This window comes from Amycolatopsis vastitatis, assembly GCF_002234595.1.
GTDB lineage: Bacteria > Actinomycetota > Actinomycetes > Mycobacteriales > Pseudonocardiaceae > Amycolatopsis > Amycolatopsis vastitatis.
In genome coordinates this window covers 18,982-45,458 of record NZ_NMUL01000085.1, presented here as the reverse complement: position 1 = coordinate 45,458, position 26,477 = coordinate 18,982, and the positions used below count along the sequence as shown (strand labels likewise).

At 66.6% G+C, this 26,477-nt stretch carries 15 protein-coding genes; 2 read left to right on the top strand and 13 right to left on the bottom strand.

Features of this window, described 5'->3' with window-relative positions:
• Positions 1-150: 150 nt before the first annotated feature.
• Positions 151-1,299 (bottom strand): hypothetical protein, encoded by a 1,149-nt coding sequence (locus tag CF165_RS48195; protein WP_240522190.1) that lies wholly within the window; start codon positions 1,297-1,299, stop codon positions 151-153.
• A gap of 118 nt (positions 1,300-1,417) precedes the next feature.
• On the opposite strand from CF165_RS48195, the gene CF165_RS48190 reads away from it, so the two are divergent.
• Both CF165_RS48190 and CF165_RS48185 read left to right on the top strand, forming a co-directional pair.
• Positions 1,418-4,693, top strand: coding sequence for a hypothetical protein (locus tag CF165_RS48190; RefSeq protein WP_158226966.1), 3,276 nt, complete (start codon positions 1,418-1,420; stop codon positions 4,691-4,693).
• A gap of 201 nt (positions 4,694-4,894) precedes the next feature.
• On the top strand, positions 4,895-5,542 hold the full coding sequence (locus CF165_RS48185; protein ID WP_093954315.1) for a tyrosine-type recombinase/integrase: 648 nt from the start codon (positions 4,895-4,897) through the stop codon (positions 5,540-5,542).
• Positions 5,543-5,770: 228 nt separating this feature from the next.
• On the opposite strand, the gene vioD is transcribed toward CF165_RS48185, so the two are convergent.
• From vioD to CF165_RS48125, 12 genes are read right to left on the bottom strand one after another with little or no spacing between them, the layout of a single operon-like run.
• Positions 5,771-6,886, bottom strand: a complete 1,116-nt coding sequence (gene vioD / locus CF165_RS48180) for a capreomycidine synthase (protein ID WP_093954314.1) — start codon at positions 6,884-6,886, stop codon at positions 5,771-5,773.
• A gap of 4 nt (positions 6,887-6,890) precedes the next feature.
• On the bottom strand, positions 6,891-7,898 hold the full coding sequence (locus CF165_RS48175; RefSeq protein WP_093954313.1) for a TauD/TfdA family dioxygenase: 1,008 nt from the start codon (positions 7,896-7,898) through the stop codon (positions 6,891-6,893).
• Positions 7,899-9,056 (bottom strand): aromatic ring-hydroxylating oxygenase subunit alpha, encoded by a 1,158-nt coding sequence (locus tag CF165_RS48170; protein WP_093954312.1) that lies wholly within the window; start codon positions 9,054-9,056, stop codon positions 7,899-7,901.
• Entirely contained in the window at positions 9,053-10,270 is a 1,218-nt protein-coding gene (locus CF165_RS48165) for a cytochrome P450 (protein ID WP_093954311.1), read from the bottom strand. Before CF165_RS48165 ends, CF165_RS48170 begins: the two co-directional genes overlap by 4 nt.
• On the bottom strand, positions 10,264-11,049 hold the full coding sequence (locus CF165_RS48160; protein ID WP_093954310.1) for an FkbM family methyltransferase: 786 nt from the start codon (positions 11,047-11,049) through the stop codon (positions 10,264-10,266). Before CF165_RS48160 ends, CF165_RS48165 begins: the two co-directional genes overlap by 7 nt.
• The gene (locus CF165_RS48155; protein WP_093954309.1) at positions 11,046-11,801 is read right to left on the bottom strand and encodes a thioesterase II family protein; all 756 of its coding nucleotides are present in this window, start codon (positions 11,799-11,801) and stop codon (positions 11,046-11,048) included. Before CF165_RS48155 ends, CF165_RS48160 begins: the two co-directional genes overlap by 4 nt.
• Positions 11,801-14,938: a non-ribosomal peptide synthetase gene (locus CF165_RS48150; protein WP_093954308.1), complete on the bottom strand. Its 3,138-nt coding sequence runs from the start codon at positions 14,936-14,938 to the stop codon at positions 11,801-11,803. Before CF165_RS48150 ends, CF165_RS48155 begins: the two co-directional genes overlap by 1 nt.
• A gap of 48 nt (positions 14,939-14,986) precedes the next feature.
• Complete coding sequence (locus CF165_RS48145) at positions 14,987-16,759, bottom strand: non-ribosomal peptide synthetase (RefSeq protein ID WP_093954307.1); 1,773 nt, start codon at positions 16,757-16,759, stop codon at positions 14,987-14,989.
• A 50-nt stretch (positions 16,760-16,809) separates the two neighbouring features.
• A complete protein-coding gene (locus tag CF165_RS48140; protein ID WP_093954306.1) occupies positions 16,810-19,914 on the bottom strand; it encodes an AMP-binding protein in 3,105 nt (1,034 codons plus the stop codon).
• A complete protein-coding gene (locus CF165_RS48135; protein WP_093954305.1) occupies positions 19,911-21,683 on the bottom strand; it encodes a carbamoyltransferase family protein in 1,773 nt (590 codons plus the stop codon). The genes CF165_RS48140 and CF165_RS48135 overlap by 4 nt, the downstream gene beginning before the upstream one ends.
• The gene (locus CF165_RS48130) at positions 21,680-24,433 is read right to left on the bottom strand and encodes a condensation domain-containing protein (protein WP_205661226.1); all 2,754 of its coding nucleotides are present in this window, start codon (positions 24,431-24,433) and stop codon (positions 21,680-21,682) included. Before CF165_RS48130 ends, CF165_RS48135 begins: the two co-directional genes overlap by 4 nt.
• 30 nt (positions 24,434-24,463) lie before the next feature.
• Complete coding sequence (locus tag CF165_RS48125; protein ID WP_158226965.1) at positions 24,464-26,095, bottom strand: PhpK family radical SAM P-methyltransferase; 1,632 nt, start codon at positions 26,093-26,095, stop codon at positions 24,464-24,466.
• Between the last annotated feature and the right edge of the window lie 382 nt (positions 26,096-26,477).

The following is a 26,477-nucleotide window of genomic DNA, read 5'->3' as shown; positions in this document are numbered from 1 at the left end:
ACGGATGGCCAGTTCTTCGGCGTACTCGAGCAGTTGCTCCTTCTGCATTGCCGCAGGATGCCACGACACTCCGACAAGTTCTGGTGGCGCGCCGTCACCGTCACGGCGGTGAGGCCATCCGGCTGGGTCGCTCACCGGCGGGCTCGTTACTTAGAGTAGTTGCCCTTGGTGTTCTGTCGCTTCTGTCCGGACGGCCTCGAAGAACGCGGTGTCGATGTGATCGTCAAGGTCTTCGTCGTTGTCTTCGGGTTCGTCGTCGGTGAAGTCTTCGAGGTCGTCATCGTCGTACTCGGCGCACTCGCGGTAGAGCAGCCAGCTGCCGCGGATCCCGTCGAGCAGGTCTTCTAGCAGGTCGTGTGCGGGACGCATCGGGTCCAGCGGTGTGACGCGCGGCATCAGGCCGGCGAGCAGCTCTTCGTCGCCTGGGCCGAACCGCTGCGCCTTCTGCTTCGCCTCCTCGATCTGGTGCACCAGCGCATCGGGGTCGGCGAGTCTGCCTTCGGCTGCGGTCATCGCCGTTTTGATCAGGTCGGTGACGACTCCCCGGGGGGTCTCGCCGGCGTCAAGCCGTTCCAGGACCAGGGTGGGTGTTTCGACGGCAAGTGCTTCGATGTTGTCCGCTTCGAGCACTACCTGGGTGGGGTGACAGTCCGCTGCTTCGGAGGCGACCTCTGCGGCGGCCTGCAGCCAGTGGGCCGCTGCGACTGCGGCCGCGGTGGGATCGACGTCCTGGAGAAGGCCCGTCGACCCGAGGGGGTGCTGGCGCAGCAGGTCGTTCGCGGCGCTGACCTGCACGGGGGAGACATCTGCGCGTGTCAGGAGCACTGCCTGCTTTGCCCGGCCGGTCAGGTCGCCGCGCTCGGCTTGCTCGACCGCGGCGAGTTCGTCTTCGACTTCGGCGACCACGCGGTCGGTCAGAGCCTGATCAGCTAGTACGTGGAGCGCGCGGCCGACGCGATGTGCGGCTTCCTCGACGAGGATGTAGGACTGCACGATGTGGTCACCGTGGGGCAGGTTGGGGTTCCGCAGTGACGTGACTACCTCGGCGAAGGCTTCGCGCTCGCCTTGGCGGCGCCAGCCCTCGGTGTTTGGTTCCAAGCTGTCGGCGGCGCTCGCCGGATGGGTGTAGGTGCGCCACACCTGACGCGACAGGCCGGTCAAGCAGAACGCCAAACCGATCGCCGCGTCACGCTCTGCGGACTTCGGCAGGTCGGCGAGGGTGGAGGCGACGCAGCCGACGCCGGTGTCCCAGGTCGAAATGAGAACACCACGTGCCTCGTCGTAGGCGAATACCGTCATAGCGGAATCCTGCCAGATCACCTAAATGTGGGTATCGCTGCGTCGTCGCCGCGCGGGGCACTGCGACACCAGGTTGGTAGATACCACGCCCCGCACGATGGCCGTGTAAGGATTGATCGTGACGAACGCTCCGGAACCTAGGTCGGGCCTGTCTGAGCGGCAGGAACGTGTCGCTATGCGGCTGACGCAGCTGGGCCCTGGACCTGCACAGTTCTTCCGGGATGCGTGCGAGCTGATGGCTGAGCAGCCGCCCCGGGCAACCGTGACGCATCTGGTCAGCCACCTGTTGCGGGAGCTCGAAAGCGGTCTCCGTGCCGTGATTAGCGCGTTGTACGCGCCAGGTGTGACGGGGCACGAAGCGAGCATTCTCGCGGTATTGAACGTTCTGGAGATCGATCCCAGCGAACCGGTTGCCAGGACGTGGTTGGACATGGCCGGGTCCGACAGCCCATTCAACCTAGCGCGCTGGGCACATCGCGACGGGCTTGCGTCCCCGCGCGGACTCGATGACGCGTTCCGGTCCTTCTTCGACGACTTTGAGCGTCTACTGCACCGCGTGCTGGAAGAATTCGAGTCACGGTACGTCGAGGTCGTGCGCCAAGTAGATGCGCTCATCGCGTTGGACCAGCCGACGGTCGCGCACACCGATCAAGTCCGGCAGAAGCTGCCCCAGGACCCGGCTACCCAATTCCGGTTTTTCAACGGCATTGGGCCGCAGTGGCTGGAACCGCTGGTCTCCGCCGGGTTCTTCTCGTCCCCTCTGCCGCCGCAGCCACACGGCGACGAGGGCATGATGAGGCTGGATGCGTGGCCGGAGTCCGCCTACCTCGCACGGGTCGCCGCGGACAAACCGGACGTCGCGGTGACCGCGGCGGTGAACATTCCGACGGCGACGAATGCCCGCGTGAACGACGACATCGTGTCGGTCGGACTGGCGGTACCTCCCGAGTACGGCCGGCAGTTGGTCACCCGCGTGGTCTCCGACATCCGGACCGGCGTCGGCGTCCTGGATCCGCTAGCCGTCGGCAAACTCGCGACCCGACTGGCGGACGCCGGTCACGTACGAGAGGCGTTGACCCTGCTCCGCGCCCTGCTCGAAAAGGTGCCATCAGGAGGCGGCGGAGATGTGATGCTGACCTGGTACCACGCGGAACTGCTCCGCAAGTACGTGCCAGCGATGGTGGCAACGGTCGGTACAGACCTGCTAATCGTCCTGCGTGATCGTCTCGGCCAGCTCATTGCCGAAGACGACCCGACCACGGGGGCTTGGACCCGGTGGTCGACAGTGTGGCGGCCCAGCATTCCAGGCACGACAGAGCGAGAGAGCCACGATCCGACCGATGCGTTGGTGAGCGCCGTCCGAGACATCGCCATCGCCCTCGTGGACCACGACTCCGCCAGCGCCGGCGCGGTGCTTGACACGCTGGACGCCGGCGATAGCACGATCTTCCAACGCATCGCCCTGTACGTGCTGGCCGAGCGCGGACACCAGGCACGCGACCTTGTCGCCGCGCGCGTTCTTGATCCGGACCTCCTGCGCAGCCGCCCAGTCGAGACCGAGTACACCGATCTCGTCCAGCGGCAATCTAACTTGCTGACCGGGCCGGAGCTGCATCGCCTCCTGGCTCTGATCGACGAAGGCCCCGATCTCGACGAACAGATCGCCATGCACACACGGAACACGGGCGTTCCTCCGTCCCAAGCGGACCGTGACGGCTGGCAAGGACGCTGGCAGCGTGACCGCCTGGCACTGCTGCGCGACGTGTTGCCCGTCCGATGGGTACGGCGCTACGAGACATTGGTCGCCCAGTTCGGTGACCCCACCCTCCCGCATCCCCAGGACCGAGTGGGGAGGGGTTCTCTTGTGCCGCCGGCTCCTGTCACGGCTGGGAGCCTTGCTGCCCGGTCTACCAACGATCTTGTCGAGTATGTGCGGAGCTGGCAGCCGCCGACCGACGGTCCAGCCTGGTGGACTGACGAGTCCCTGGCCGCGCCGCTGCGGATCGCGATTGAGCAGGACGCCGGTCGGCGCTCCGCCGAGGCGGCGGCATTTGTTGGACTCCCGGCCCACTACGTGACCGCAGTCCTCGGAGGTCTGGAGAACGCGGCACGTCAGGGTACGGCTTTGGGTTGGTCGGGCGTCGTCCCTTTGCTGGTGGGGGCCGACGAGCAAGCCGTTGCGGAACTCGATGCGCCGATCGCCGGGCCCCGGCAGTGGCACGAAGCCCGCAAATCGGTGATGAGGTTGCTTCGCGCCGGCATGGCCGCGGCCGCCGATCCTCTCCGGGACGCACACGACACAGTGTGGACGCTCATCCAACACGCCGCTGCGGACCCAGATCCCGCACCCGCCGACGAGGAACGGCAAATCGCCGGAGGAACCCACCCCGAGATCATCTCGATGAACAGCGTGCGCCCCGAGGCGATCAACACGGCGATCGACTGGGGGATCTGGACCCGACGCGCTGACCCGGAAGCCGACCTGGCCGACGTCTTCACGCTGCTCGACGAGCGCCTGGAGGTCAGGGCTGAGCCGTCGCAATCGGTGAGGTGGGTCTTGGGTACCCGCTTCGCGACTCTGATCGGGCTTGATCGCGAATGGGCCGCCGCGCGTGCCGCTCGCCTGTTCCCGCTCGACGCCCGTAGCCGTGATTCCTGGGCGGCAGCGTGGACCGGCTACCTCGGCCACACCACCCTTCATCCTGACGTGTGCTCAGCACTACACGACCAGTATGACGCGGCGGTCGAGCGTCTCGACCCGGACGCGACCGACGACGAATCGCTCTACCTCGCGACTCATCTGGGCTGGCATTTGGTGCACCGGTATTGCGTCGACGATATCGACCTCGTCAGCCCCGACTCGCTTCTGCGCAGGTACTACGATCGCGCGCCCGCCAGCGTGCGAGCCAAACTTCTCGAACGCATCGGGCACGGCCTGGTCGATACGCCGCCTGACATTGCGGCGCGGTTGACCGAGTTGCTCGATCATCGCATTGCCGCGGTACAACAAGGCGGAGACCCTTCGGAACTACGCGGGTTCGGATGGTGGTTCTCCTCCGGAGTCTTCGATGCCGACTGGGCAGTGCGACGGCTGCGGGACATGTTGACCCATACTAAACTGCAGGGAGCCGCCGACCGCGTCCTCACGCACCTTGCGTCGATCGCTCCAGACCACCCCACGACCAGCCTGGCCGCCCTCGAAGCGTGGGCGCGCACCGAGCCGTCGTACTGGACCCTTACCCACAACGAAGACAGCATTCGGCACGTGGTCCTCGCCAGCCACCATCACGGCAGCGACATCCTGGTCTGCGACCGAACCCGGACGATCGTCAGCCTGCTGCTCCGCCAGGGGGTGGACTTGAGCGACCTCCACCATCACCACGACGAGTCGTGACTACCGGACGACCCGGCCGAGGCCGGTGGCGACCTTGCCCAGCTCGGTCCGCAGGAGGGGGCAGATACATTCCCGCCAGTCCAGTGATGTCCGCGGCGAGCCCCGCGAACAGGTGCTGCTGAACCTCCTGCCGCACGCCGAGCAACGCGTGCACAGCGTTCGCGGCCTGGGCCATCGCGGGCGCGAAGTTCTTGATGGCCTCTGATCGCGCACGTTGGGCTCCGTCGCGGGGAGGCGTGCGGGCAGCGGCGTTCGGACACTTATCTGGATTCGGCCACGCTGGAGGTGGCGAACCAGATCGTGCAGTACGGCTGGGAGACCGGCGAGTCGGCGCCGAAGACGACCTCGTCCGAAGGGCTCGTGGCCTTGGACGCTGACACTGTCGTCGTGCTGCGCCAGCATGAGGCCAATCAGGACGCGGCTCGTGCCCGGCTCGGCAGCGACTGGGTCGACACCGACCTGCTGTTCACCCAGCCTGACTGCAGCCCGCTGCACCCGGCCGATGTCACCGCCCGCTTCCAGGAGCTGACTCGTCAGGCCGGGTTGCCGCCGATCCGGCTGCATGATCTGCGCCATGGTGCGGCGACGCTGGCGCTCGCCGCGGGCGCGGACATGAAGGTCGTGCAGAACATGCTGCGGCACTCGTCGATCACCGTGACGATGGACACGTACACCACCGTGCTTCCTGAGGTCGCGCTGGCCGCGGCTGAGGCGACCGCCAAGATCATCCCGCGGACGGCATCGCGACCGCTCGGGCACATCTCGGGCTCTTCACCGACCATTGTGGACGGAAAAGAATCGGAAGAAATGAACGACGTAAACTCCGGGGCGCGGAACAAATCCCGATAGGTGCGCATTGCTCGATTATTGCAGATCCCACAAAGCCGCATCAGCGGCCTCGGGGCGTTCCCTGCAAACTCTGTGGTGACAAGGGGAATTCGCCGGAGAATCAGGACCTCTCGGACGTCCTTGGTGACGGTGCCGCCGCACCGCCACCCGCTGACGGCTGTCGGGAACACCGGTGGCCACGCGGCCGCGCTCGTGGGCGTTCTCCTGTCCTGCGTGCGCAGAGCTTGCCTACCGGCGCCGTTGCCGAAGGTGGTCGGAGATATGGCCGAGTCCCCGCTTCAACTCTTCCGTGGAGCCGCCGTATCCGATGCGGACTCGGTTGCCGGCGCCGAAGCAGTCGCCCGGGACCACCAAGACGCGATGCCGGTCGTAGAGTTCCTCGCACATCGCCCGCGTGTCGGGTACGTCGATCTCCGGAAAGATCGTGACACCTCCCGAGCCCAGTTCGAGTTGGACCGAATGTGCATTGCCGGCCGCCCATTCGAGAAGCGTGCTGCGGTTTCGCTGTGCGTTGGCCACGCGATCGCGCACCACGACATCTCCGTGCTCCAGTACTCTGGACGCCAGGTGCTCGGCGATCGGGGAACAGCTCAGTGTCACGTAGTCACGAAGTCGTACCATGTCGTCTATTATCGGCGCTTCGGCAATGCACCACCCTATCCTCAGACCAGGGAGTCCGTAGCTCTTCGAAAGAGTGCCGAACGACATCGAGCGTTCGACGTGGTTGGTCGGGTCGGGGAGCGGAGCGCTGTCGTGAACGAGTTCCGAAAAAGCGCCGTCCCAGAGGAGGTAGCAGCCCGACTTGTTGACGAAATTCATCAAGTGCAGGAACTGCTCCAATTGCAGGCTTTGGCCGGTCGGGTTGTGGGGAAAGTTGACTATGATGGCGCGAGTGTGGCCGGAGACGATCTTCTCCAGGCCGGCCAGGTCGGCGCCGTCACCGCTGTAATCGAGACGCCAAGGGTGCACGATCGCGCCGAGGGCGCGGGCAATGGAGATCAGTGAGGAATACGCTGGTTCCATCACGACGATCTCGTCGCCGGGAGTGATCAGCGCCGATATCGCCAGAAAGAGCGCTTCGCTCGATCCGTGGGTGACCATGATCTTGTGCGAATCGCCGATGGAGTACCGGCGGGATATCGCGGACCGCAGTCGGTCCGAGCCGGTTGACGGGCTGTCCTCGAACCCCAGCTGGTCCAGTTCGGCTGATTCGATCCCCAGCAGTGTGCGCAGCTCGTCCAGTCGGAAGGGAGGCGTTCCGGAGCTGGATATATCGATCGTTGCGCCGAAGTAGCGGTCCCGCAGCCAGAACTCGAGTGCGGCAGAGCTTACGTCTTTGAACATGGCGTTACACCAGAATCCGGTTGTTTTCTTCGGTGCTGTCGACCTGCGTGCGCCAAAGGTCGCGAACGATGTTGACCCTCTTCAGCCAGCGGTCGGCTCCGTCGTACCGGGGTGTGAACGGCCGACGTCCGTGTACGGCAATCCGGTTGTTGACGAACAGCAAGTCACCGGGTGCGAGCGCGATGTCGGTCAGGTTCGAGTCCAGCTGGGTGATCAGCATCCTGAGAGCATTTCGTGCGACGGCGTCGCCAGGTCGCTCGGCCATGAAGTCGCGATCCGCGCGGAGCTGGGGGCAGCGTGGGTTGCCCGTGAGCACGGGGACGTTGGGCGACCTCCTCGTCTCCCCTGGTGGTTCTTCATCCGTGTGCGACTCGTCGCGCGCGAAGACGAACCGAGCCTCCTGGAGGACGGTCAAGATCTTGGGGGGAAGGTCTCTTGTGTCGAGAAACGAGAGGGTGGTGCCCACGTGCGACGGGTTGCGAAGGCAGAAGAGGCCGACGTAGTCAGCCCGGCTCTCCGACCACGCATCTTCGGTGTGCCAAGACAGTTCACGATCGCTGCACGAGCTGACCAGGGACTGTTCCATCCCCGGGCTCGGCACGACATCGGTGACCAGCCGCCCGCTCTGCTGGCTTTGCCAACCGATGACATCGCCCAGCCAGGACGCAAGCAGGGTGAGCAGCCACGAGTACGGCCGCGAACCGGGCGTTCGGCCGTTCTGCCAGGTGGACGGAGTGGGTTCCAGTGTTTCGGTGGCTATGTGGTGTCCGTGGATGACTGCGGCATGCAGGTCCTCTGCCTGGCGAAACTCTTCCAAGAACGAAAGGATTCGCATCGGGAGTCGACAGGCCAGAGTGCGTGCGAAGCGCAGGAAATCTGATGTGTCGGTTTCCGGGTGGCGCCGGGCGCACGCCAAGGTGAGGCGGTGCGCTTCTTCGGATTCGTTGCCGGTCAATTGAAGTTCGGTGATTTTGGGAAGGCTGCCTTCTGAAACCGACGAAACGGAAGTCATTCATGCGCTCCTCTGTCGACCTGATCCACCGCAGCTCGGATCGTCCTTGCTGAGATGCTCGAGGAGGCCGACGAGCCATCGATGCATCTGGCTTATGGGCTTGTCCAACTCGGTGAGGTTGCCGGACGTGTTCAAGGCACTGGACAGGCCTCGTTGCACCAAGGTGCAGGATTTCATGTCCTCGTCGTGGATGGCGCCGAGTCCGTCCATCACTCGGGTGATTTCGGTCTCGAGCTTCGGGTCGTCCATCCTCTCGGGGGGTACGAGGAGGTGCCAGACGACTTTGTGCCGCACGACATCCTCCGGGATGATCTCCATCCAGAAGGCCGAGCCGGGTTGCCATCCTGCGCACAGCAGGGGAAAGACCGAAAACAGGGCCATGTCGGGGGTGCGGCGGTGGTCGGTGAGCGGCTGCATCGACAGGTACTGCTCGGTGCACGGGACAGTGGTGCAGCTCCACGCTTCGCCGTGGTTGTCCAGAGTTGACGCGGTGGCAGCGGGAAGCAGCGGTTCGAGGGTGTCGCGATGAGTACCGAGGTGGTGGTAGAACTCGTTGTAGTTCTCCCACATGACTTTCCAGTTCCACGTCGACACGAACTCGCGGGAGGCGGCGGTAAGCATCGTCGGCAGCCCGACGTCGTCCACCACCTCGTGAAGACCGCTGATTTCGTCGGTGAGGCTACGCGCGTCGCCGGCCAGGTTGACGAACAGCCAGCCTTGCCAGGTTTCGTGGCGCACCGGATGCAGCCGGCACCGGGCACGATCGACCTCGCGGCTGACCAAGGGGAGGCCGGCGGGTTCCCCATCGAGCCGGTAGCTCCACCGGTGATAGCCGCACACAAGCTTCTTGCCCTGCTGTGGACGGTCGGCGAGCAGCATCCCACGGTGTCTGCACACGTTGAGGAAAACGCGTATGCGCTGGCCCTCGTCGACGGTGACGACGACCTCGACGCCGCAGACCACCTTCGGCGTGTAGCCTGCTCCGGCCGCCAGCAAGTCGGGAACGCGGCACACGGGCACCCAGGACTTCTGGAAGACCCAGCGCGACTCCGTCGCGAAGAACTCGGCAGACGTGTACATCTCCGCGGGCAGGGTGCGGTCGTGCCGGACGTGGTCACCGGCGGCAGCGATCAGCGCTCCGATGTCTGAAGTGGTCAACGTCTGCCCTTCCCGTGTAACTCGACAACTGCCTCTTGGTAGCCACGTATGACGTTCGATCGAAGCCGGGTGGGAGCGCCCCCTCCGGACACCAGGCGCACTCTGGTGGCGATGCTCTGGAACAGGGCGTTGAGTTCCATGCGCGCCACTGCCGCGCCGACGCAGTAATGAGCTCCCAGCCCGAACGCCAGGTGGCGGTTGTTCGCGCGGTCGATGTCGAAGTCGGTGGCCCGCTCGAAGACAGCGGTGTCCCGATTCGCGGACCCGTTCCAGAGCGTGATGCGGTCGCCTTCTTCGAAGTCGACGCCGTGGAACCGGAGGGGGCGGCGCACTGTGCGGAGGACGTGGGCAGCGGGGGCGGCGAGCCTGAGTATCTCCTCCACCGCGTCGGCCACTCCGCCGTCTTGGAGCCGACGCAGCACGTCTGGCCGGTCGGCCAGCATGAGGACGCCGGCGGTGGCTGCGTGCCGGGTGGTTTCGTTCCCGCCGAGCATCAGGCCGTGACAGTTCAGCACGGCCTCGTCGTCGGTCAGACGCTCACCGGAGCGGTGTGTTCCGACCAGCCTGCTCGTCGCGTCCCCCCGTGGTCGCCGACGCCGTGCGGACACGAGTTCCCCGTAGTAGGCGAAAATCTCCGCGTTCGCCGCGGCCCGGGCGTGCCAGGCCGGGTGCGCTTCGGAGGCTGAGGTGCCGAACGCGGTGTCCGCAAGCCGCCCGAGTCGGCTGTGGTCGCTTTCGGGTGCGCCGAGCAGCGCACAGATGGTGGCCGAAGCCAGCCGGGACGCGATGACATCGGCGAAGTCGAAGGGGCCGGCATCGACCGTCTCGGCGACTAGCTCGTCGGCCAGTGCTGCGATTCGCGGTCGTAGCGCGGTTATCGCGTGCGCGCCGACCGATTCGTGAACGGAACGCCGGATCCGGGTGTGTCTCGGCGGATCGCTCACGACCAACATGGATCCCGCCGCCGCCGTCGCGGCACGAGCACCATCACCGGTGAGGCTGTCGAGAGTCATTCCGCCGGTGGAGGAGAACACGGCCGGCCGCCGGTAGGCGTCGCTGATCTGCTCGTAGGTCGTCAGTACCCAGAACCCCGTCGCTTCGCCCGTCGGGTTCCAGGCGATCCGACCGGTTTCGCGTAGTTCCGCCCAGGTGCGTTCGGGGGCGTCGGTGGCGTGGATCGTGTGATCTGCGAGGTTCGCCGACGAGATCAGCATGGCGTTCCGCCTGTCTGTCCGCGACGGATGCCGACGACGTGGAGCACGTCTGATATCGGGATCGTCTCGTTGGGAAGCACGTCGACGGTGAAGCCGGCCTCACTGAGGATCTCGTGGACCCGGGCCACCCGGCCCGGTTCGTCGTGCACCTCGGCGGTGACCTGGCGGATCGTTTCCCAACGGCGCCTCGGGACCGCCTCCAGTATCTCGAGCTCGCTGCGTTCGGCGTCGACCTTCAACAGGCCGACCTCCGGGACACCGAGGTCGTCGAGCAGCGAGTGCAAAGGGCATACCCGGCACCGGTAGGGCACCCGTAGGTAACGATCGGCGAGTAGCTCGTCGATGTCTCGTTGCGACATCCCCTGGGACTCCAGGTGCCTGGCGGTGAGTGCGCGATCGCGGTCCGGATCGGTGTACTGTCCCGACATGCCGGTCGCCGAGGGGTAGAAATTGAACTCTCTCACTTCTTCGCGGTCGGCGACGCCGAGGTTCAGCAGCGTTGCCCGGACACCGTTGCCCGCCAGGTTCCGGGTGAGGCTGCCGAAGGTCGGTGGCGATGGCTCGATGTCGATGAGCCGGAGATCGCGCGTGCATTGGTGGAAGAAAAGGGACGCCAGGCCGATGTGGGCACCCACGTCCACGACGGTGTCGCCGGGCTCGAGGTCGATGCCCCCACGCAGGTAGCACGCGTTGACGAAGATCTCGCGGTACAGCAGGGCGACCTCGGCTTCGTCCGCGGCATCGACGCAGATGCCGTTGGGAAGGGTGACTCGGGTCATTGCGGCGGCCCTTCCGGTCGTGGCCGGGTACGGGGCTCCATCGCTGCCCGGACCGCCGGTTCGATCCGAGCCCAGTAGCCCGCTTCGGTCACCGCGAAATGGCCCCCTGGTACGAGCACCATGCGAAGGGAACGCCCGGGTGTGACGTCGCACCAGGAGGTGGCGAGGCTGCGGAGCTCCCCCTCCTCCTCGCCGGCGATCAGGACCACCTCGGTCTGGCGCAGTCGCAATCCGTCGAGGTGCTGGACGCTCATGGCGAGGTCCGCCTCGAATCCCCGGCTCACCAGCCGGCGCAGCTCCGGCGGGAAGTCCGCGGTTTCCGGCGGGCTGGAGGGCACGGCAGCCGCGTTCCGCTCGACCCACCTGGCGTTTTCATGCGGTGGCAGGGCGCTGCACGCGATGACGCAGCGTGCGGCGCAACCCCGCTGTTCGAGCACCCGGGCGGTGGCAAGCGCCACGGCCGCTCCCGCGCTGTGGCCGAGCAGCCCGGCGGGAACGCCGGTCCCGTACTCCTGGATCGCGTCCGCGCAGTAGCTCGCGCAACTCGCCAGATCGCTGAACGGCTGCTCCAGCAGCCGGGTGTTCTTCCCGGGAAGTTCGATCGGGCGGATGCGGATCGCGTCAGAACCCGAGGACCACTGCGCGAACACCCGCGCTCCGGCACCGGCGAACGGGAGGCAGAACAACTCACCGCGAACGCCGTCGGTCGGTTCGCCGGCGTCGTGGGGGAAGCATTCGGGGCCGGGAACCATCAGGTGAGCCTCTCCAGCGCGGCCGCGATCCCGGCTACGGTGGGATGGGCGAAGAACTCGGTGACCGGAAGGTCCTTCCGGGTGAGCTCCCGGATCTCCCTGATCGCCTTCGCCACCAACATGGAGTGTCCACCCAGCTCGAAGAACGTCCGCTCCCTGCTGTCGACCTTCTTGCCGAGCAGGGCCTCCCAGCTCCTGGCGACGGCGGCTTCGACGGTGGTCCACTTCACCGCCGCCCCGCCTTGGCTGCCCAGCCGCGCCGCGGCGGCGAGGAGCTCACGCAGCCCGGCTCGATCGATCTTGCCGGAGCTGCCGATCGGCATCGATTCCACCGACACGAAGAACGAAGGAATCGCCCACTCGGGAAGCCGTTCGACGAGCCGACGGTGAAATTCCGCCGTCACGGTGTTGTCGATCATCCGTGCGCCTTCGGGGTCTTCCTGTGCCGACAGCACCACGGCGGCGAGGACGACCTGCCCGTCGACCTCGGTCAACTCGGCGACGGCCGGCCGGCCGGCGACCGCGGCGACAGCGAGGTCGACCTCCTCCAGCTCGAGGCGCTGCCCGCGGATCTTCACCTGCCGATCGCCGCGGCCCAGGTACTCGACGCCGGACGGCCCGTACCGGCCCATGTCGCCGGTTCGGAGCATCGTCGATCCTGGCGCGCCTTCCGGATCGGCGACGAAAGCGCGCTCGGTCTCGGCCGGCCTGTTCAGGTAGCCCAGCGCCAGCTTGGGACCGGAGATCACGATCTCTCCCGCGGTACCGGCCGGTACCGGCCGGCCTCGGGCGTCTCGGATCGTCACCGTGGTGCGCGAAAGGGGGTGGCCGATCGGCACCCGGCGCCCGCCGAGCCGGGCGTCACCGATCGTGGCGCACACTGCCGCCTCGGTGGGACCGTATGCGTTGAGCACGCGCAGCCCCGTCAACCGCTGGACGAGCCGGCGCGGCAGCACCTCGCCGGCGCAAACGAGCAGGCGCAAGCGCGTCAGATCACTCGGGGGCACCGCTCCGGCCACGGTCGGCGTCATGGTCGCCACGGTGACCCCGTGGGTCTTGATGAACCGGCCGAGATCTTCACCTTGAGCAACGGTGCTGGGCGGGGCGATGGCCAAGGCCGCTCCGCTGGTGAACGCGAGGAGAACCTCCCAGATGACCGCGTCGAAGCTCGGTGACGCGGCCATCAGGACCCGGTCGTCGGCGTGGACGTCGAGGGCGGCCATTTCCTGCCGGAGCGCATCCAAGGCCCGGTGTGGGACGAGCACGCCCTTGGGCTTGCCGGTCGAACCGCTGGTGTAGAGGACGTAGGCCGGGGAGAGGGCGGATGGGCTGGTCACCGGTAGCGCGGTCCTCCGTGCTTCGCCGGGTGACGTCACCGGGAAGCAGACGGTGCCGGGCAGGCCGAGCCGAGCGCGTTCGGCCTCGTCACGGACCAAGACGCCGCGGGCCCCCGAGTCGGCGAGCATGTGCTGGATCCGCCGCGTCGGCAGGTTCGGGTCGATCGGGACGAAGGACCAGCCGAGGATCTGCGTGGCCAGCAGTCCCACGAGGAAGCCGATCGACCGCGGCAGGACAAGGGCGATGTCGGCAGTGGCCGGTGCGTCGTGGTGGGGTGGGCCGACGCGTTCGGCGAGGTGGGACGCGGTCGACACCGCGGCGTCCATGAGCTCTCGGTAGGTGACCTGCCGTTCGCCTTCGATTGCGGCCTGCCGGTCACCCGCGGTCGATGCGAGCCCGCTGACCAGGTGCGCGAGAGTGCTGATCTGCCCGCCGAGGTCGAGATCCGGTTCTGCGCTGCTGCTTCGGTCCGCGGGACGTGCCCGGTCGGCGGGCGTCACCAACCGGCGAACCAGCGCGACGTAGCCCGCGACGAGACTGTCCGCCGTCGACCGATCGAAACGATTCGGGTCGTACTGCAGGGTGATCCGGATGCGGTCGGTGTCGGCAGCTTCGACGAGCAGCGTGAACTCGAACCGGGAGGCCCGGTAGTTCGGTTCACGCAGCACGCACCGCGCTGGTGCGAACCCTTCGATCGGCTCAGGGGTCCCGACCACGGCAAGGCTGATGGGAACCGCCGGGTAGCGTGATCCCGTAGGCGCCGTACAGGCTCGGTTGATGGCCTGGAACGGCAGGTCGGCGCGCTCCAGTGCGTCGGCTACCGCGAGGCGCGCGGCGAACAGCCGTGAGTCGACGTCCGGGATCGCCGGAACGGCCAGGAAGACCGGTACCGTCTCCGTCAACGGCCCCACGAGGTCCTGGCTGTCGAGGTGGGCACGCTGGACGACGGGGGTCGCGATCGCCACCTCGCCGTCGCCGGAGCCATCGCCGAGCAACTCGGCCAGCACGGCGAGGTGGACGACGAACTGGCTCGACCCGGTTCGCCGCTCGAGGTCGTGCAGCCGGCGGCAGATGTCGGGGGGCAGCACCTCGCCGAGTACCGCGGCCTCCTCGGCCGGCGCGGCCTCGGGGTGATCCGGTTCCAGGTTGAAGGACCGGTGGCTGTCCAGCAGCCGTTGCCCCACTGCCGCCACGGCTCGTTCGTGGTCCGCCTTCTCGGACGTGTTCCCGGCGTGATCCCGCCAGCTCGGCGCCGGTGCGGGATCCTGGCCGGCGTAGACCCGCGCCAGCTCGTCGACGAGGAGGTCGATCGACCAGCCGTCGAGCGAAACGTGGTGGCCGACGAGCAGCAGGATGTGGTGCTCCGGCGCGACGACGAACAGCCGCGCGCGAAGGACTTCGCCGGCGTACAGGTTCAGCGGTCGCTTGCTTTCTCGAGCCAGGGTGGCTTCGAGGGTGGAGGCGGCGGGCGGAGCAGACACGTCGATGACGTCGAGGAGACCCGCGCCGGCCGGTTCGGGCGGCTTGATCGTCTGGAAGGTGTCCCGGCCCCGGTCGACGAGCCGGAGGCGTAGGGCCTCATGACGAGCCACGAGCCGGTCGAGGGCGGTCCGCAGGCGCGGCACCGACATGGCTCCGCGCAGCTCGAGCTCGATCGGGATGTTGCCGACGCCGACCTCGGCCGAATCTTCCTGGCCGAGAATGGCGCGTTGGACGGCGGTGAGGGGCAGGAGCTCATCCGGCCCGAGGTGAGCTTGGGTGACCTCAGCGGGGTCGGCGGCGCTGCTGCTGTCGTGCACTCCGTGCCACCCTTCGTTGGTCGATGTGCCGGCTGGTCGAGACGGCCGTCAGGGGGCGCCTTCGATGAGCTTGGCCAAGGATTCCGCCGTGGGGTTCCGATACAGATCGGTGACCAGCACCGGCCGACCCGTTTCCCGGGCCAGGCGACCGCTGACCTTCATGGCGAGAATGGAATTTCCGCCTGCGCTGAAGAAATCGTCCTGGGAAAGGACGTCGGCCCGGCCCAGTACTTCCCTGAACAGCCGCAGCGTGTGAGCGACGAGCTCTCCGTCCGCCGAGGGCGGCTCGGCATCGTCCCGGGCTTGAACCCGGCTCATCGCGGTCGAGAACCTCGTGGCGATGGCCGTGCGGTCCACCTTGCCGTTGGTGGTCGTCGGGACCGAGCCGATGGAGAAGAAGTGCTGCGGAACCGCCCACTCGGGAAGGGACGAGCCGACTGCCCGGCGCATTTCTTCGGCAAGTGCCGGCTCGAGGATCCCGCGGCCGTCCCCCGCGGTGGTGGAGGTGATGGCGGCGACCAGTGAACTGGGCTCGGCCGGATGAGCGATCACCACCGCCCGGTCGACGTGTTCGAGCTGCTCCACAGCGAGCTCGATGGTCGCACGGGCGATCCGGTGGCCCCGGATCTTGATCTGGTCGTCGGTCCTGGCCCGGAAGACGATGCCACCGTCGGGAAGCCGCTCGACCAAGTCGCCGGTGCGGTAGGCGCGGGACCCCGGCGGTCCCTGCGGGTCCGGCACGAACTTCGCCGAGGTGAGCGCCGGATCGCCGAGGTAGCCGAGGCCGACGCTGGATCCGCTGATCCACAGCTCGCCTGCGGAGGCTTCCCGGCCGTTCTCGTCGTGGACGGTGTACCGCTGGCCGAGCAGAGGCCGGCCGAGGCTGACGTCGGGATCGCCGCTGCGAACACGGCCGAGGTAGAAACTCGAGCTGACCGCGGTCTCGGTGGTCCCGTACACGTGTGCGAGCGGGGTGAACCCGCGCTCCTGCCATTCCCGGTAACGCCAGGCGTCCATGCGTTCTCCGCCGACGACGAGCAGCCGCAGCGAGCCGGGCGGGGACAGCCGTGACTCGAGGAGCCAGTCCATGTACTGGTACCAGTGCTGGGTCGTCAGCTCCACGATCGTCGTCCCTCGCTCGTGCACCACCTGCTGCAAGCCGGGCGGCTCCAGCGGCTGCACTCCCGATGGGCAAACGACGGTGCCGCCCGCGGCCAGTACGGGCAGGCACTCTTCGAGCGCCACATCGAACGAAAAGTGGGCGTTCTGCAGCCAACGGTCATCCGGGCTCAAGCCGAGCATGTCGACGACGCCGGCGACGAAGGCGTTGAGAGCGCCTCGCGAGACGCACACCGGCTTCGGTCCACCTGACGAACCACTGGTGACGTAAACGTAGGCGGGAGCGGTGGACAGCGGTGCCCCGGACGGCGGCCGCCGGCTCTCTCGGCCGGCCGACGCTGCCGTCGTGATGTCGAACTCGGCTTCAGCCGCGGCGGTGATGGTGGCCGAGGCCGCTGACCACGACAGTTCCGGTCGCGCCGAGTCGAGGGTCCAGCTGGACGTGGGCATGAAGGCCACTCCGGCCCGCAGGCAGCCGATGACAGCGAGGACGAAGGAGACGCGATCGCGGCAGTCGAGCCGGACGAAACCTTCCTGGGCCACCGATCCGAGGAGGGAATCACGAAGCCGGGTCGTGATCCGGTCCGCTTCGGCGAACGTGAGGACACGGCTGCCGGACAGGATGGCCGGTGCGGTCGGCCGCCGGGTGACCTGTCCTCGCCAGTGCACCGGCCAATCGACCGCGTGCGGCTGCTTCTCCATGTCTACAAGCCTTTCTGTCACTGACGGGTACTACTCGTGCGTCCGGCGGATCACAGCAGTTCCTGTATCGGCTTCTTCGGGTCCGCGAGTAGTGCCGGCAGCAGCTCGAGGTACTCGTGGCTCATGGCAGTGACGTCGGCACGGTCGAACAGGTCGGTTTGATAGGTGACTTCGCCGCGCATGTGGCCTTCCGAAACATAGAAAGTGGTGATGAGGTCGTACTTCGAGAGGTGGTTGTCGACGACCCGGACACTCCGGAACACCGTTGCTCCACCGGTCGCGCCGACGTCGTGCGATGGGTGGCCGATCTCTCGCTGAACAGAGAAGGTGACCTGGAACAGGGGGGAGTGACTGCCCGACCGGGGGAGCTGCAGTGCGCGGGTGATTTCGGAGAGGGGGGCGGTGACGTGCCGGTGCCCGAAGGCCACGACCGTGACGGTTCGCCGGCAGATCTCCTCGAACGTGTCGGATCCCGACAGCGACAGGCGTAGCGGGACCATGTTGACGTAGCAGCCGACCGCCTGCATCTCCTCCGTCGACTTCCGGTTCGCGTAGGGCGCGCCGATGACCAGATCGTCGTTGCTCGTCCAAACGCTCATCGCGACGTAGAAACCCGCCAGCATGACTTGGAACGCGGTAAGCCCGCGCGTGAGCCGGTAGGCGTCCACGGCCTCGCTCACCCGGCCGGGAACCGCGAACGAGTACATGCCACCGGCGAAGTTCTGGCGTTTGCGTCGACGCATGACCGGTGCGGGGGTCGACAGCTGGGGCGCGCGGTACAACCGGTCTGAGTGCGCGGCGACGTCGGCGGCGACGCGGCCGGCCGGTCCCGTGCCGACGGCCGGCGCAGGGGCCGGTTCATTCCCTTCCCGGCGCCCGGTTCGCTCCGGAGGCGTCGTCAACGCGGTGCGCAGTGATTCGAGGAGGACGTCGACGGACAGTCCGTCGCACAGGGCGTGGTGGAAGACGAGGAGCAGGCGGGTGACCACACCCTCGGCGGTGAAGCCGTACGCCCGGCAGAGGGGACCGCGGGCCAGGTCGAACGGCGTCCGGGCGAGATCGCGGATCAGGGGTTCGGCGCCGGACGAGGCGGCAGGGAGCGTGCCGAACGGAAACGCCTCTTGGTGGCGGGGCACCAGATGCGGCCTGCCTCCGACGTCACCTACGCTCGAAGAGAGGGCTGGGTACCGTCGAGTCAGTGAGTCGAGCCCGATCCGCAGCGCTTCGACTCGGACCGGTACCGAGAATTCCGTGAGTACGGCGAGGTTGTAAAGGCCGTCCACGCCCGCAATAGCCTCGTGGTGCAGCATCTCCTGCTGCGTTGCGGAAAGCGGGAGACGCCGGCCCGCGGCGACTGCCGTGTCGGCCGTCGTCGGTAGCCCCGGTGACCTCGACTCGACGAGTCCCGCCAGTTCGTCGAGGGTCGGCGCCTGGACCAGGTCCGCGTAGTCCAGTGGCACCGCGAACTCGTCGGCGATCCTGGTGACCAGGTCGGTGCCGAGGAAGGAGTCCCCGCCGAGCTGGAAGAAGTCGAGTGCTGTGTCGTCGGGGGACAGATCGGGCAGCACCTGGCGCCACAGGCGGCCGAGCCGGTCCAGGGTCGCAGGCGATGGGCGTGAGCCGAAGGCCTGGCGGCCCGGTTCCGCAGCGGCCGGCTCGATCGCGGCCGCACGATCGATCTTGCCCTGGCGCGTTCTCGGCAGGTGCGCGGCCCGCGTGAGTTCGGCAGGCACCATGTAGTGGGGCACCTCGTCGAGCAGGAAGTCCCGCAACTCTTTCCGGTCGAGCGGGTGCGGAGCCGAAACGTACCCGACGAGCAGCTGTGCTCCCCTCCGGTCCTCCACCCGGACGAGTGCGTCGGTCACCAGGTGGTGGCGACGCAGAACAGCCTCGATCTCTTCCACTTCGATGCGGTGACCCAGGTACTTGATCTGGTTGTCGGTCCGTCCCAGTACTTCGATCCGGCTGCCCACCCGTCGCGCGCGGTCCCCGGTTCGAAACAGCCTTGCGCCCGCACGGTCCGAGTAGGGATCCGCGATGAACCGTTCCGCTGTCAGCCCGGGTTCCGACAGGTATCCGAGCGCAAGACCGTCACCGCCGATGCACAGTTCGCCGACGACGTCATCGGGCACCTGCTCGAGGCGCTCGCCCAGCACGCGGACATGGCAATGCGTCAGCGGCCTGCCGTTGCTCGGTGTCCGAGACTCGCTGACCGGTGCTTGCAGGTTGTTGCACGCGGCCTCGGTCACACCGTAGACGTTGACCACCTGGAGCGTGGGATCCGCCCGGAGCCGGTCCCAGAGATCCGGGTCGATCGATTCGCCGCCGAGCAGGATCCGCAGCTTCCTCGTGCCGTGGCCGACGCCGCTGAGGTCGGACAGCATCTCGCGAAGGTGGCTCGGCGTGAAATCGATGAGGTCGATCCGGTGGTTCCGGAGGTAGCTCCTGAGCCGCGGACCGTCGAGCCTGATCCGGTCCGGCAGGAGGTGGAGCGTCGCACCGCGGGCGAGGAGGACGAGGCCCTGGAGCGAGGCGTCGAACGCCAGCGAGGCGTTCAGCGCGACCGCCGGCGGGCCCAGTAGGTCGAGAGACCGCACGAGTTCGTGTTGAGCCGCGGCGAAACCGGTGAGTGCACGGTGGGGGACCGCGACGGCTTTCGGCTGTCCGGTCGAGCCCGAGGTGTGAATGATGTAGGCGATGTCACCGGAGTCCGGGTGGGCGCGGAGCCGGAGCGGAACGGCGGAGGAACCCGGTGTCAGGTCGTCGATGTTGAGCCTGAGGTCTTCGGGTACGCGTGCCGAGGTCTGCGTGGTCACCAGTGCGAGCTCGGCTTCGGCGTTCTTGACCACGCGTTCGATGCGGTGTGGGGGGTCCGTCGGATCGATGGGCATGAAGGGACGCCCCGCGATCATCGATCCGACGATCCCGGAAATCGCTGGGAGTTGCCGTCCGATCACGACGGCCACCGGCGCGCCGCTCCGTGGTGATCGATGCCCGATGGCCATGGCAACGGTCGTCGAGTCGTGGGCGAGCTGTGTGTAGGTCAAGGACCTGTCCCCCGCGACAACGGCCACGCGGTCCGGTGTCCGGCCGGCCTGGCAAATGATGGCTTCGGCCAGTGTGGCGGGGGAGACGTCGTCGCGGAGCCGGCTCATCGGCTGTCCTTGGGCACAGTGCGGCGACGCACGTTGTACGGACCGATCACCAACCGGTCCAGCTGCGACCGGCAGAACGTGTCGACGGCCTGCTGCGGGGACGTCACGATGGGCTGGCCGCGGAGGTTGAACGAAGTGTTCAGCAGGATCGGCGGGTGGCCGAGTTGCGCGTATTCGGTGAGCAGCTCCCACAGCAATGGATTACCGGACTGCGTCACGACTTGGACCCGTGCTGTGCCGTCGACGTGGATGACGGCGGCGAGTGAGTCGGCCAGATCGGGATGGACCTCGGCCACGAACAGCATGTGGTGGAAGGCTTCGGGACGCGCCCGGCCCAGCCGGAAGTAGTCGTGCACGTGCTCGGCCGTGACCATCGGGGCGAACGGCCGGAACTGCTCCCTTTCCTTGATCACCGAGTTGAGGCGGTCGCGGGTCGCCCGACGGGACGGTTCGGCGAGGATGCTGCGGTTCCCCAGGGCACGAGGCCCGAACTCGGCTCTTCCTTGGAACCATCCGACGAGTTCGCCTTCGGACAGTCGTTCGGCGGTTGCCTTCGCGACCTTCCCCGCTATCTCCTGCACGTCCAAGTCGTGGGTCAGGAGTGCGTCCCGGATCGAGGTGTGCGGATAGGCCGGCCCCCAGTACGGCATGTCGAGCCGAGGTGCCGGGTGCGGCAGTTCGCCCGAGGCCGCGCTGGTGAACAGGGCGGCACCCACGCTGGTGCCGTCATCACCCGCGCCGGGCGGGACGAAGACGTCGTCGAACAGGCCGCTCTGGAGTGCGCGGCTGTTCATGGTGCAGTTGAGCGCGCTTCCCCCCGCCAGGCACAGCTGCGTCATGCCGGTGCCGGCCCTGCCGTTCTCGAGGATGCGCATCAGGTTCTCCTCGAACACCGCCTGCAGGGAGGCGGCGAGGTCGGCGTGCGACTCGGTGAGCGGCTCGCCGGGCTGCCGGGGGCTGCCGATGCGCTCTCCGAGGTGCCGCATCAAGGAGGCGTGGGTGACACGGTCTCGTTCGGAAGTGTCCGCGGCCAGCAAGGGAATGGAGAAGCGATACGAACCGAGCGGGATGATCAGGTCGCGCAGCGCATCGATGTACCTGGCGGGATCGCCGTAAGGCGCCAGCCCCATCACCTTGTACTCGTCCATCGCCGGTACGAAACCGAGGTGGTGGGTGATGGCGCTGTAGAACACGCCCAGTGAATGGGCTGCGCCGACCCGCGATATCGGCACGATACCGTTGCGGTCGGCGGTCGCGACCGTGAGGCTTTCCTGTTCGCCCATGCCGTCGGCGACGACCACGAGCGCCCGGTCGAACCCGCTCTGGTAGAAGGCACTCGCCGCGTGGGCCAGGTGGTGTTCGACGGGCTGGAACCGCCCGTTCCACTCCTCGCCCAACAGCTCGCGGATGAGTGCCACCTGCGTCTGGGGCGAGTACACCTCGTCGTAGCGCTCACGTGCTGTCGAGTTCGCGTCATACGCCTTGTGCCGGCGGAAGTTGAACCCGTGACTGACGGTGTGGATGTCGCGCGGTGTCAGGCCGAGGCTGTCGAGGGCCAGTTCGATCGCACGCACCGGGAACTCGCCGGTCGCCTTCCGGCCGACCAATCTTTCTTCGGCGATCGCGAACTCGACCCCGCCGTCGACGATGATCGCCGCCGCCGAATCGTATCCCTGGGAGAACCGTTGGGATCGAGTTGACAGGTCGGGGAATTTTCTCGCGGTGAACTCCGCGCTCCCGTGCACGCCGCTGTACCCGAGGACGATCACGATCCGGCTCCTCGCCGTTCGAGGTGCTCGACCAACGAATCGACGCCGGCGAAGTACCGCCGGGCCATCTCGGCTACGTCGCTCGTGGTGAATATCCCGGTGTCGTACTCGAAGAAGACACGCAGTGCGTCATCGGCGCGTTCAACGCCGACGCCGAGGGGGAACTCGCACTTGTCCACGTAGGCCGGCACGAAGGTGCCGACGGCCTCGCCCAGCTGGATCCGGTCCACCGGCGCGTGGTTCAGCGAGAAAAGGTTGTCGACCGGATCGTCGGTGCTCCTGGTGGTCTGCCGGAACAAGGTCACCACCTCGTGGTAGGGAAGCCGGTTGAGAACAGCCGTCCGGGTGTGGCCGTCGACTGCTCGGAGGAGGTCGGAGCGGGACGCCGGCCCGGTATCGACGACGACCGGCACGAGGTTCGCGAACACCCCGACAGTGGAGCCGGCCCATTGTGGACCGCGGCTTGAGGTCGGCAACCCGATGACGACGGTTTCGGTGTCCTTGACCGCCGCCAGCATCAGTGAATATGCGCCAAGGAGAACGCTGTGGACGCTGAGCGAACTTCGCGCGCTCAGGTCCGAGACCTGCTCGTACTGCCCGGGTGCGCCCATCGCGACGTAGTGGCCGGCCGTCGACTGCCGACGCCACGGCGGCGGTCCCGTGTAGCGCCGGAAGACATCACTCCAGTAGCCGGTCTTCCTCGTGAGTTCTTCGGCCGGTGTATCATGCTGTCGGCCTGCGTACTCGTGGTAGCTTCTCGCTGCCGGCAGACTGGGCGTCATTTGGTTCTTCAACTGCCGGTACGCGTGACTGAGTTCAGCGACGATGATTCGCAGCGAGTCGGCGTCCGATATCAGGTGGCTTATCGTGATCACGAAGAGTGATACGGGAGTCTCCGGCGTCTCCTCGATCAACAGGGCGAACCTCGCCAAGGGCCCGCGGTGGGAGTCGAAGCCTCGATTGATCTCGTCCTGCACGGCGCCGGCCGGGTCGTGGCTCAAGCCCGTGACAACCCGCGTGCGGAGGGCGGGTAGGGATGCGTCCGGTACCTCGGTGCACAGGAGGCGACCGTCCGCCTCTTCAAAGCGAAGCCGGAGCGATTGGTGCCTTTCGACCACGTATCGAATGGACTCGGCCAGGACACCGCGGTCGATGGTGCCGTCGAAGCGCCACGCGCATGCGGTGTTGTTGATCCTGGCATCACCGTGCCGCGCCTCGAGCAGGTACAGCTGCAGCTGTTCGTAGGAGCTTTCGAAGGTATTGGCCCTGCGGGGGTCCATCGGCGTGTCGTCCTTGACCGCGCTCAGACGTGCTACCTCGGCAGCGAACTCGACGAGCACAGGCCAGCTGAGCAGCAGAGCGAAATCGATGTCGACGCCGAGCTTGCGGTGCAGGGCTGCCGCGATCGAGGCGGCTTGCAGGGAGTTGCCGCCTTCAGCGAAGAAGTTCGACTCGTCGGCTGGTGCGTCCGGCATCCGGAGCGCCCTTCGCCAAGCGTCCCTCACGACGTCCAGGACATGTTCCGCTTCGTGCGAAACCGACGTGTGTGCAGCGTCCTGAGCAACCAAGTCGCGTAGGTGGGCGGGGGACCAGCGCGCGAGGCGGCCGAGGTCGGTGACGAACACCAGACCCGGTGTGGCGTAGTCCGGGAGATCGCGGAGACGAGACGTGACGCCGGCGCGGGCTTCGTCCACTCGTCCCGGTGCGGCACAGCAGACGGCCACGATCTGTGGCGTGCGGTCCGGGACCTCGACGACGGACACCCGCAGGATCGCGTTGCAGGCCGCGATCGTGTTCTCGAGGTGGCGTATGTCGATGGTGTAGCCCTGGTGCTCCCGCCTGATCGGTGCCAGACCCGCGAACGTCAGTTCGGTGTTGTTCTCCCATCGTGCGAGCACGCCCGTCGCGGTCGGTGGTGTCTCCGCGAGCTCGCCGGTGATCACGAGTTCGGAAGCGTGGGTCGTCCGGCGCCACCTGCCCGAAGGGCGAGGTAAGGCCACGTCGGGCGCCAGGGTGAGCAGCTGGGAGTCGAACGTGGCCGGTTGGGCCCGTGGTGTGCCCAGTGCGACCAGGCCGGCCCCCGGCGCGGCATGGCAGAACTTCACCTCGGCACCTGTCTCGACGGCTGTCTCGACCAGGTATCGGAGATTGTCCGCGCCGACGTCCTCGGCGTGCTGAACGAAGACCTTCCGAACCGTGCGGGAGAAGGCCGGGCGCCAGGCGCTCATGACCGAGAGGTGCATCGCGTCGAGATAGACGTAGGCGGCCGTCAACTCCGTCGGCTGCGGCGGCCATGTCTCCGGGTATCGGACGCACAGCCCGGCAGCGTCCAGTGTCGCGTGTCGCGACATCGCGGCGAGAATCTGCTCAAGCACGATGGCGTCGACCAGCCGGCCGAAAAGAGCGACGGTTGTGCCGGCGGCGGCGCCGATTTCCCGTTCCCACCCGCCGATACGCCCGGCCGAATTGCCGCGACCGGCGGACACGGCCGCGAGGCTCTCGGAGATGCTCCGGTGCAGCGAGCGGTTGTCGCGTGAGCGCGAGCCGAGACTGCTGTGAAGGCCCTCTGGCGCTGCATTCCTGCTGCGTCGTATGTCGGCGAGGATCCTTGTGTACGCCGTCTCTTCGCCGATCCGGGCGCTCAGTGCGACCCTGGCGACGTGATCCGTCGATGTGGTGAGCGGCCGGCCGTCACGGTCGTCATCTGTGGCACCGCCACTCATCTGGCGCTCCGCTCTCGCTGCCGGCATGTAGCTCTCCTCCACCTGAACGCTGACTGCTCAGGTCCGGTACTTGGACGGCAGCATGCGGACGTCTTCCATCAAGTCAAGCAATTCCCGGCGGTACCGCGACGTTTGATCTCGTCGGGATTCACGGTTCTCGGATGCGAGCAGGCGCTGGGAGATCTTGCAGAAGTCGAGGATGGTGTCACTCGTCATGCCCTTACCCATCAGGTATGGCAGAGACCAGAAGTCGAAGTTCTGCATCGGCATCCACGTCGATCCCCGGACCTGACTGAACACCCGGTCGACTGCGTCGCCCGCTTGGTGGATGTCCATGCTCGCGTGCTTCCACGCGTAACCGCCACCTTCGAGCCGAAAATCAGCGGAACGTGCGCGGATCGGTGACTGGTGATTGTACCACCAGGGTTCGATCCGGTAGAACCTGGGCTGAGCCGTGTTGATGAAGTCGATGGTGTTCTCGATCGTGCCATCCGTCTCGCCGGGGAAACCCGCGATGAAGGAGGCGAACGTAATAATTCCGCGCTCGTTCAGGTTCTTGATCGACCAGATGTACTGATCGCGGCGCGCTGCCTTGTCCATGTTCTTGAGGACGGCGTCGTCTCCGGACTCTACGCCGAGGAAGACGCCTGCGCAGCCGCTTTCCTTAATCAGGTCGAAGATGGACTCGTCTCGCACGTTGGAACATCTGAAATAGGAGTACCAGCGAAACTCGAAGTGTTTCTCAATCATCATCGATATGAGCGTTTTGAAGCGCCCAGGCGGAACGTTGAAGGTGTCGTCGACGAAGACGACGTCGGTGACTCCGAGTTTCGCCATCTGGGTCAGTTCGCGCTCAACGGTGTCCATGCTGGCCAAGGTCAGCGCGCCGGCCCGGGTGGGGTAGTTGCAGAAGGCGCACTTGAAGGCGCAACTTCGTGCCGTTCTCGTCTGCAGGGTCGGCCCGAGAGGGCGGTCGGTGACCAGGGACCAGTCGATGGCCCATGCGTCGAGGGAGTTGTTCTCCGGTTTCCGGGTCGTCAGGCGAAAGGCTCCGGCTCTGTCGAGGTAGACGTTCGGGACCTGGTCCAGAGGCAGATTGTGGCGAAGGGCCGACAGAAGATCGGCCAAAGTTCGTTCGCCCTGGGACTCGGCGACGTACACGTCCGCGCCGATGTAGCGAAGCGAGTCGTCGAGATCGTCCCCCATGGCTTCGTCTTGCAGGTTCATGACCAGGGGGCCGCCGACCACGATGATGGTGCCGGGCGAAGCCAGTTTGATCTGACGAACGATGTCGATCACCGGGAACGGGGTGAGGTAGAAAGTCGTGGTGATCGCGACGCAGCGGACCGTCTTGGTTTCCAGGAGTTCCACAACGGCGTCGCGCTCGGCGTTCCACAAGCTCACGAACTCGCAACGGAACCCTCTGCTGCGCATGTTCGCGGCCAAGTACACCGCGGCGAGGTTGGGGACTTCGGAAACGTTGTAGTGGTGGCGCGCACCATCGGCTCGTGGCGATTTCTCGTCAAGTAATCTGTTGATAAGGTCGAGGTACGTGAGTTGCTGTCCATCGAGCTCTACGTAGTTCTTCTGCAGAACCCGGAACTCGGGGGAGTCGGCGCCCTTGCTGCGGGCGGTGTCAATGGAGGTTGTGAAATCGCCTTCATTGTATCCGATGACAAGGCAGTCCAAGACATCGAGCATGGTCTCCCCCGGTTTTGTCGCTGGCCATTGCCCGTCGATCGATGGTTGTGTCAGTCGATCCGGATGAAGGCCTGGCAAAGAACCTGAAAACGCTCAGTCAATTTCATTGACGGCAACATCCCCCTCAATGTATTGGCCAACAAGATAGTCGCATGTTGACCACTGTCTTCGAGGCTAGGAGCCGGTGATCCTGGCGGGATACCGCTGATCGGGTGGCGCCCTGGCAACCGTCCGTGACGTGCTGATTCACGCCATTGTGGTCCGCTGTCGCCTGCCAGTGAGCGCTTACTGGGCGGGTCGAGGACCACCACATCGCTTATCCGGGTTCATGGACTGCCCGGAGGTCATCTGGATAGTGTGGATAGCGCGA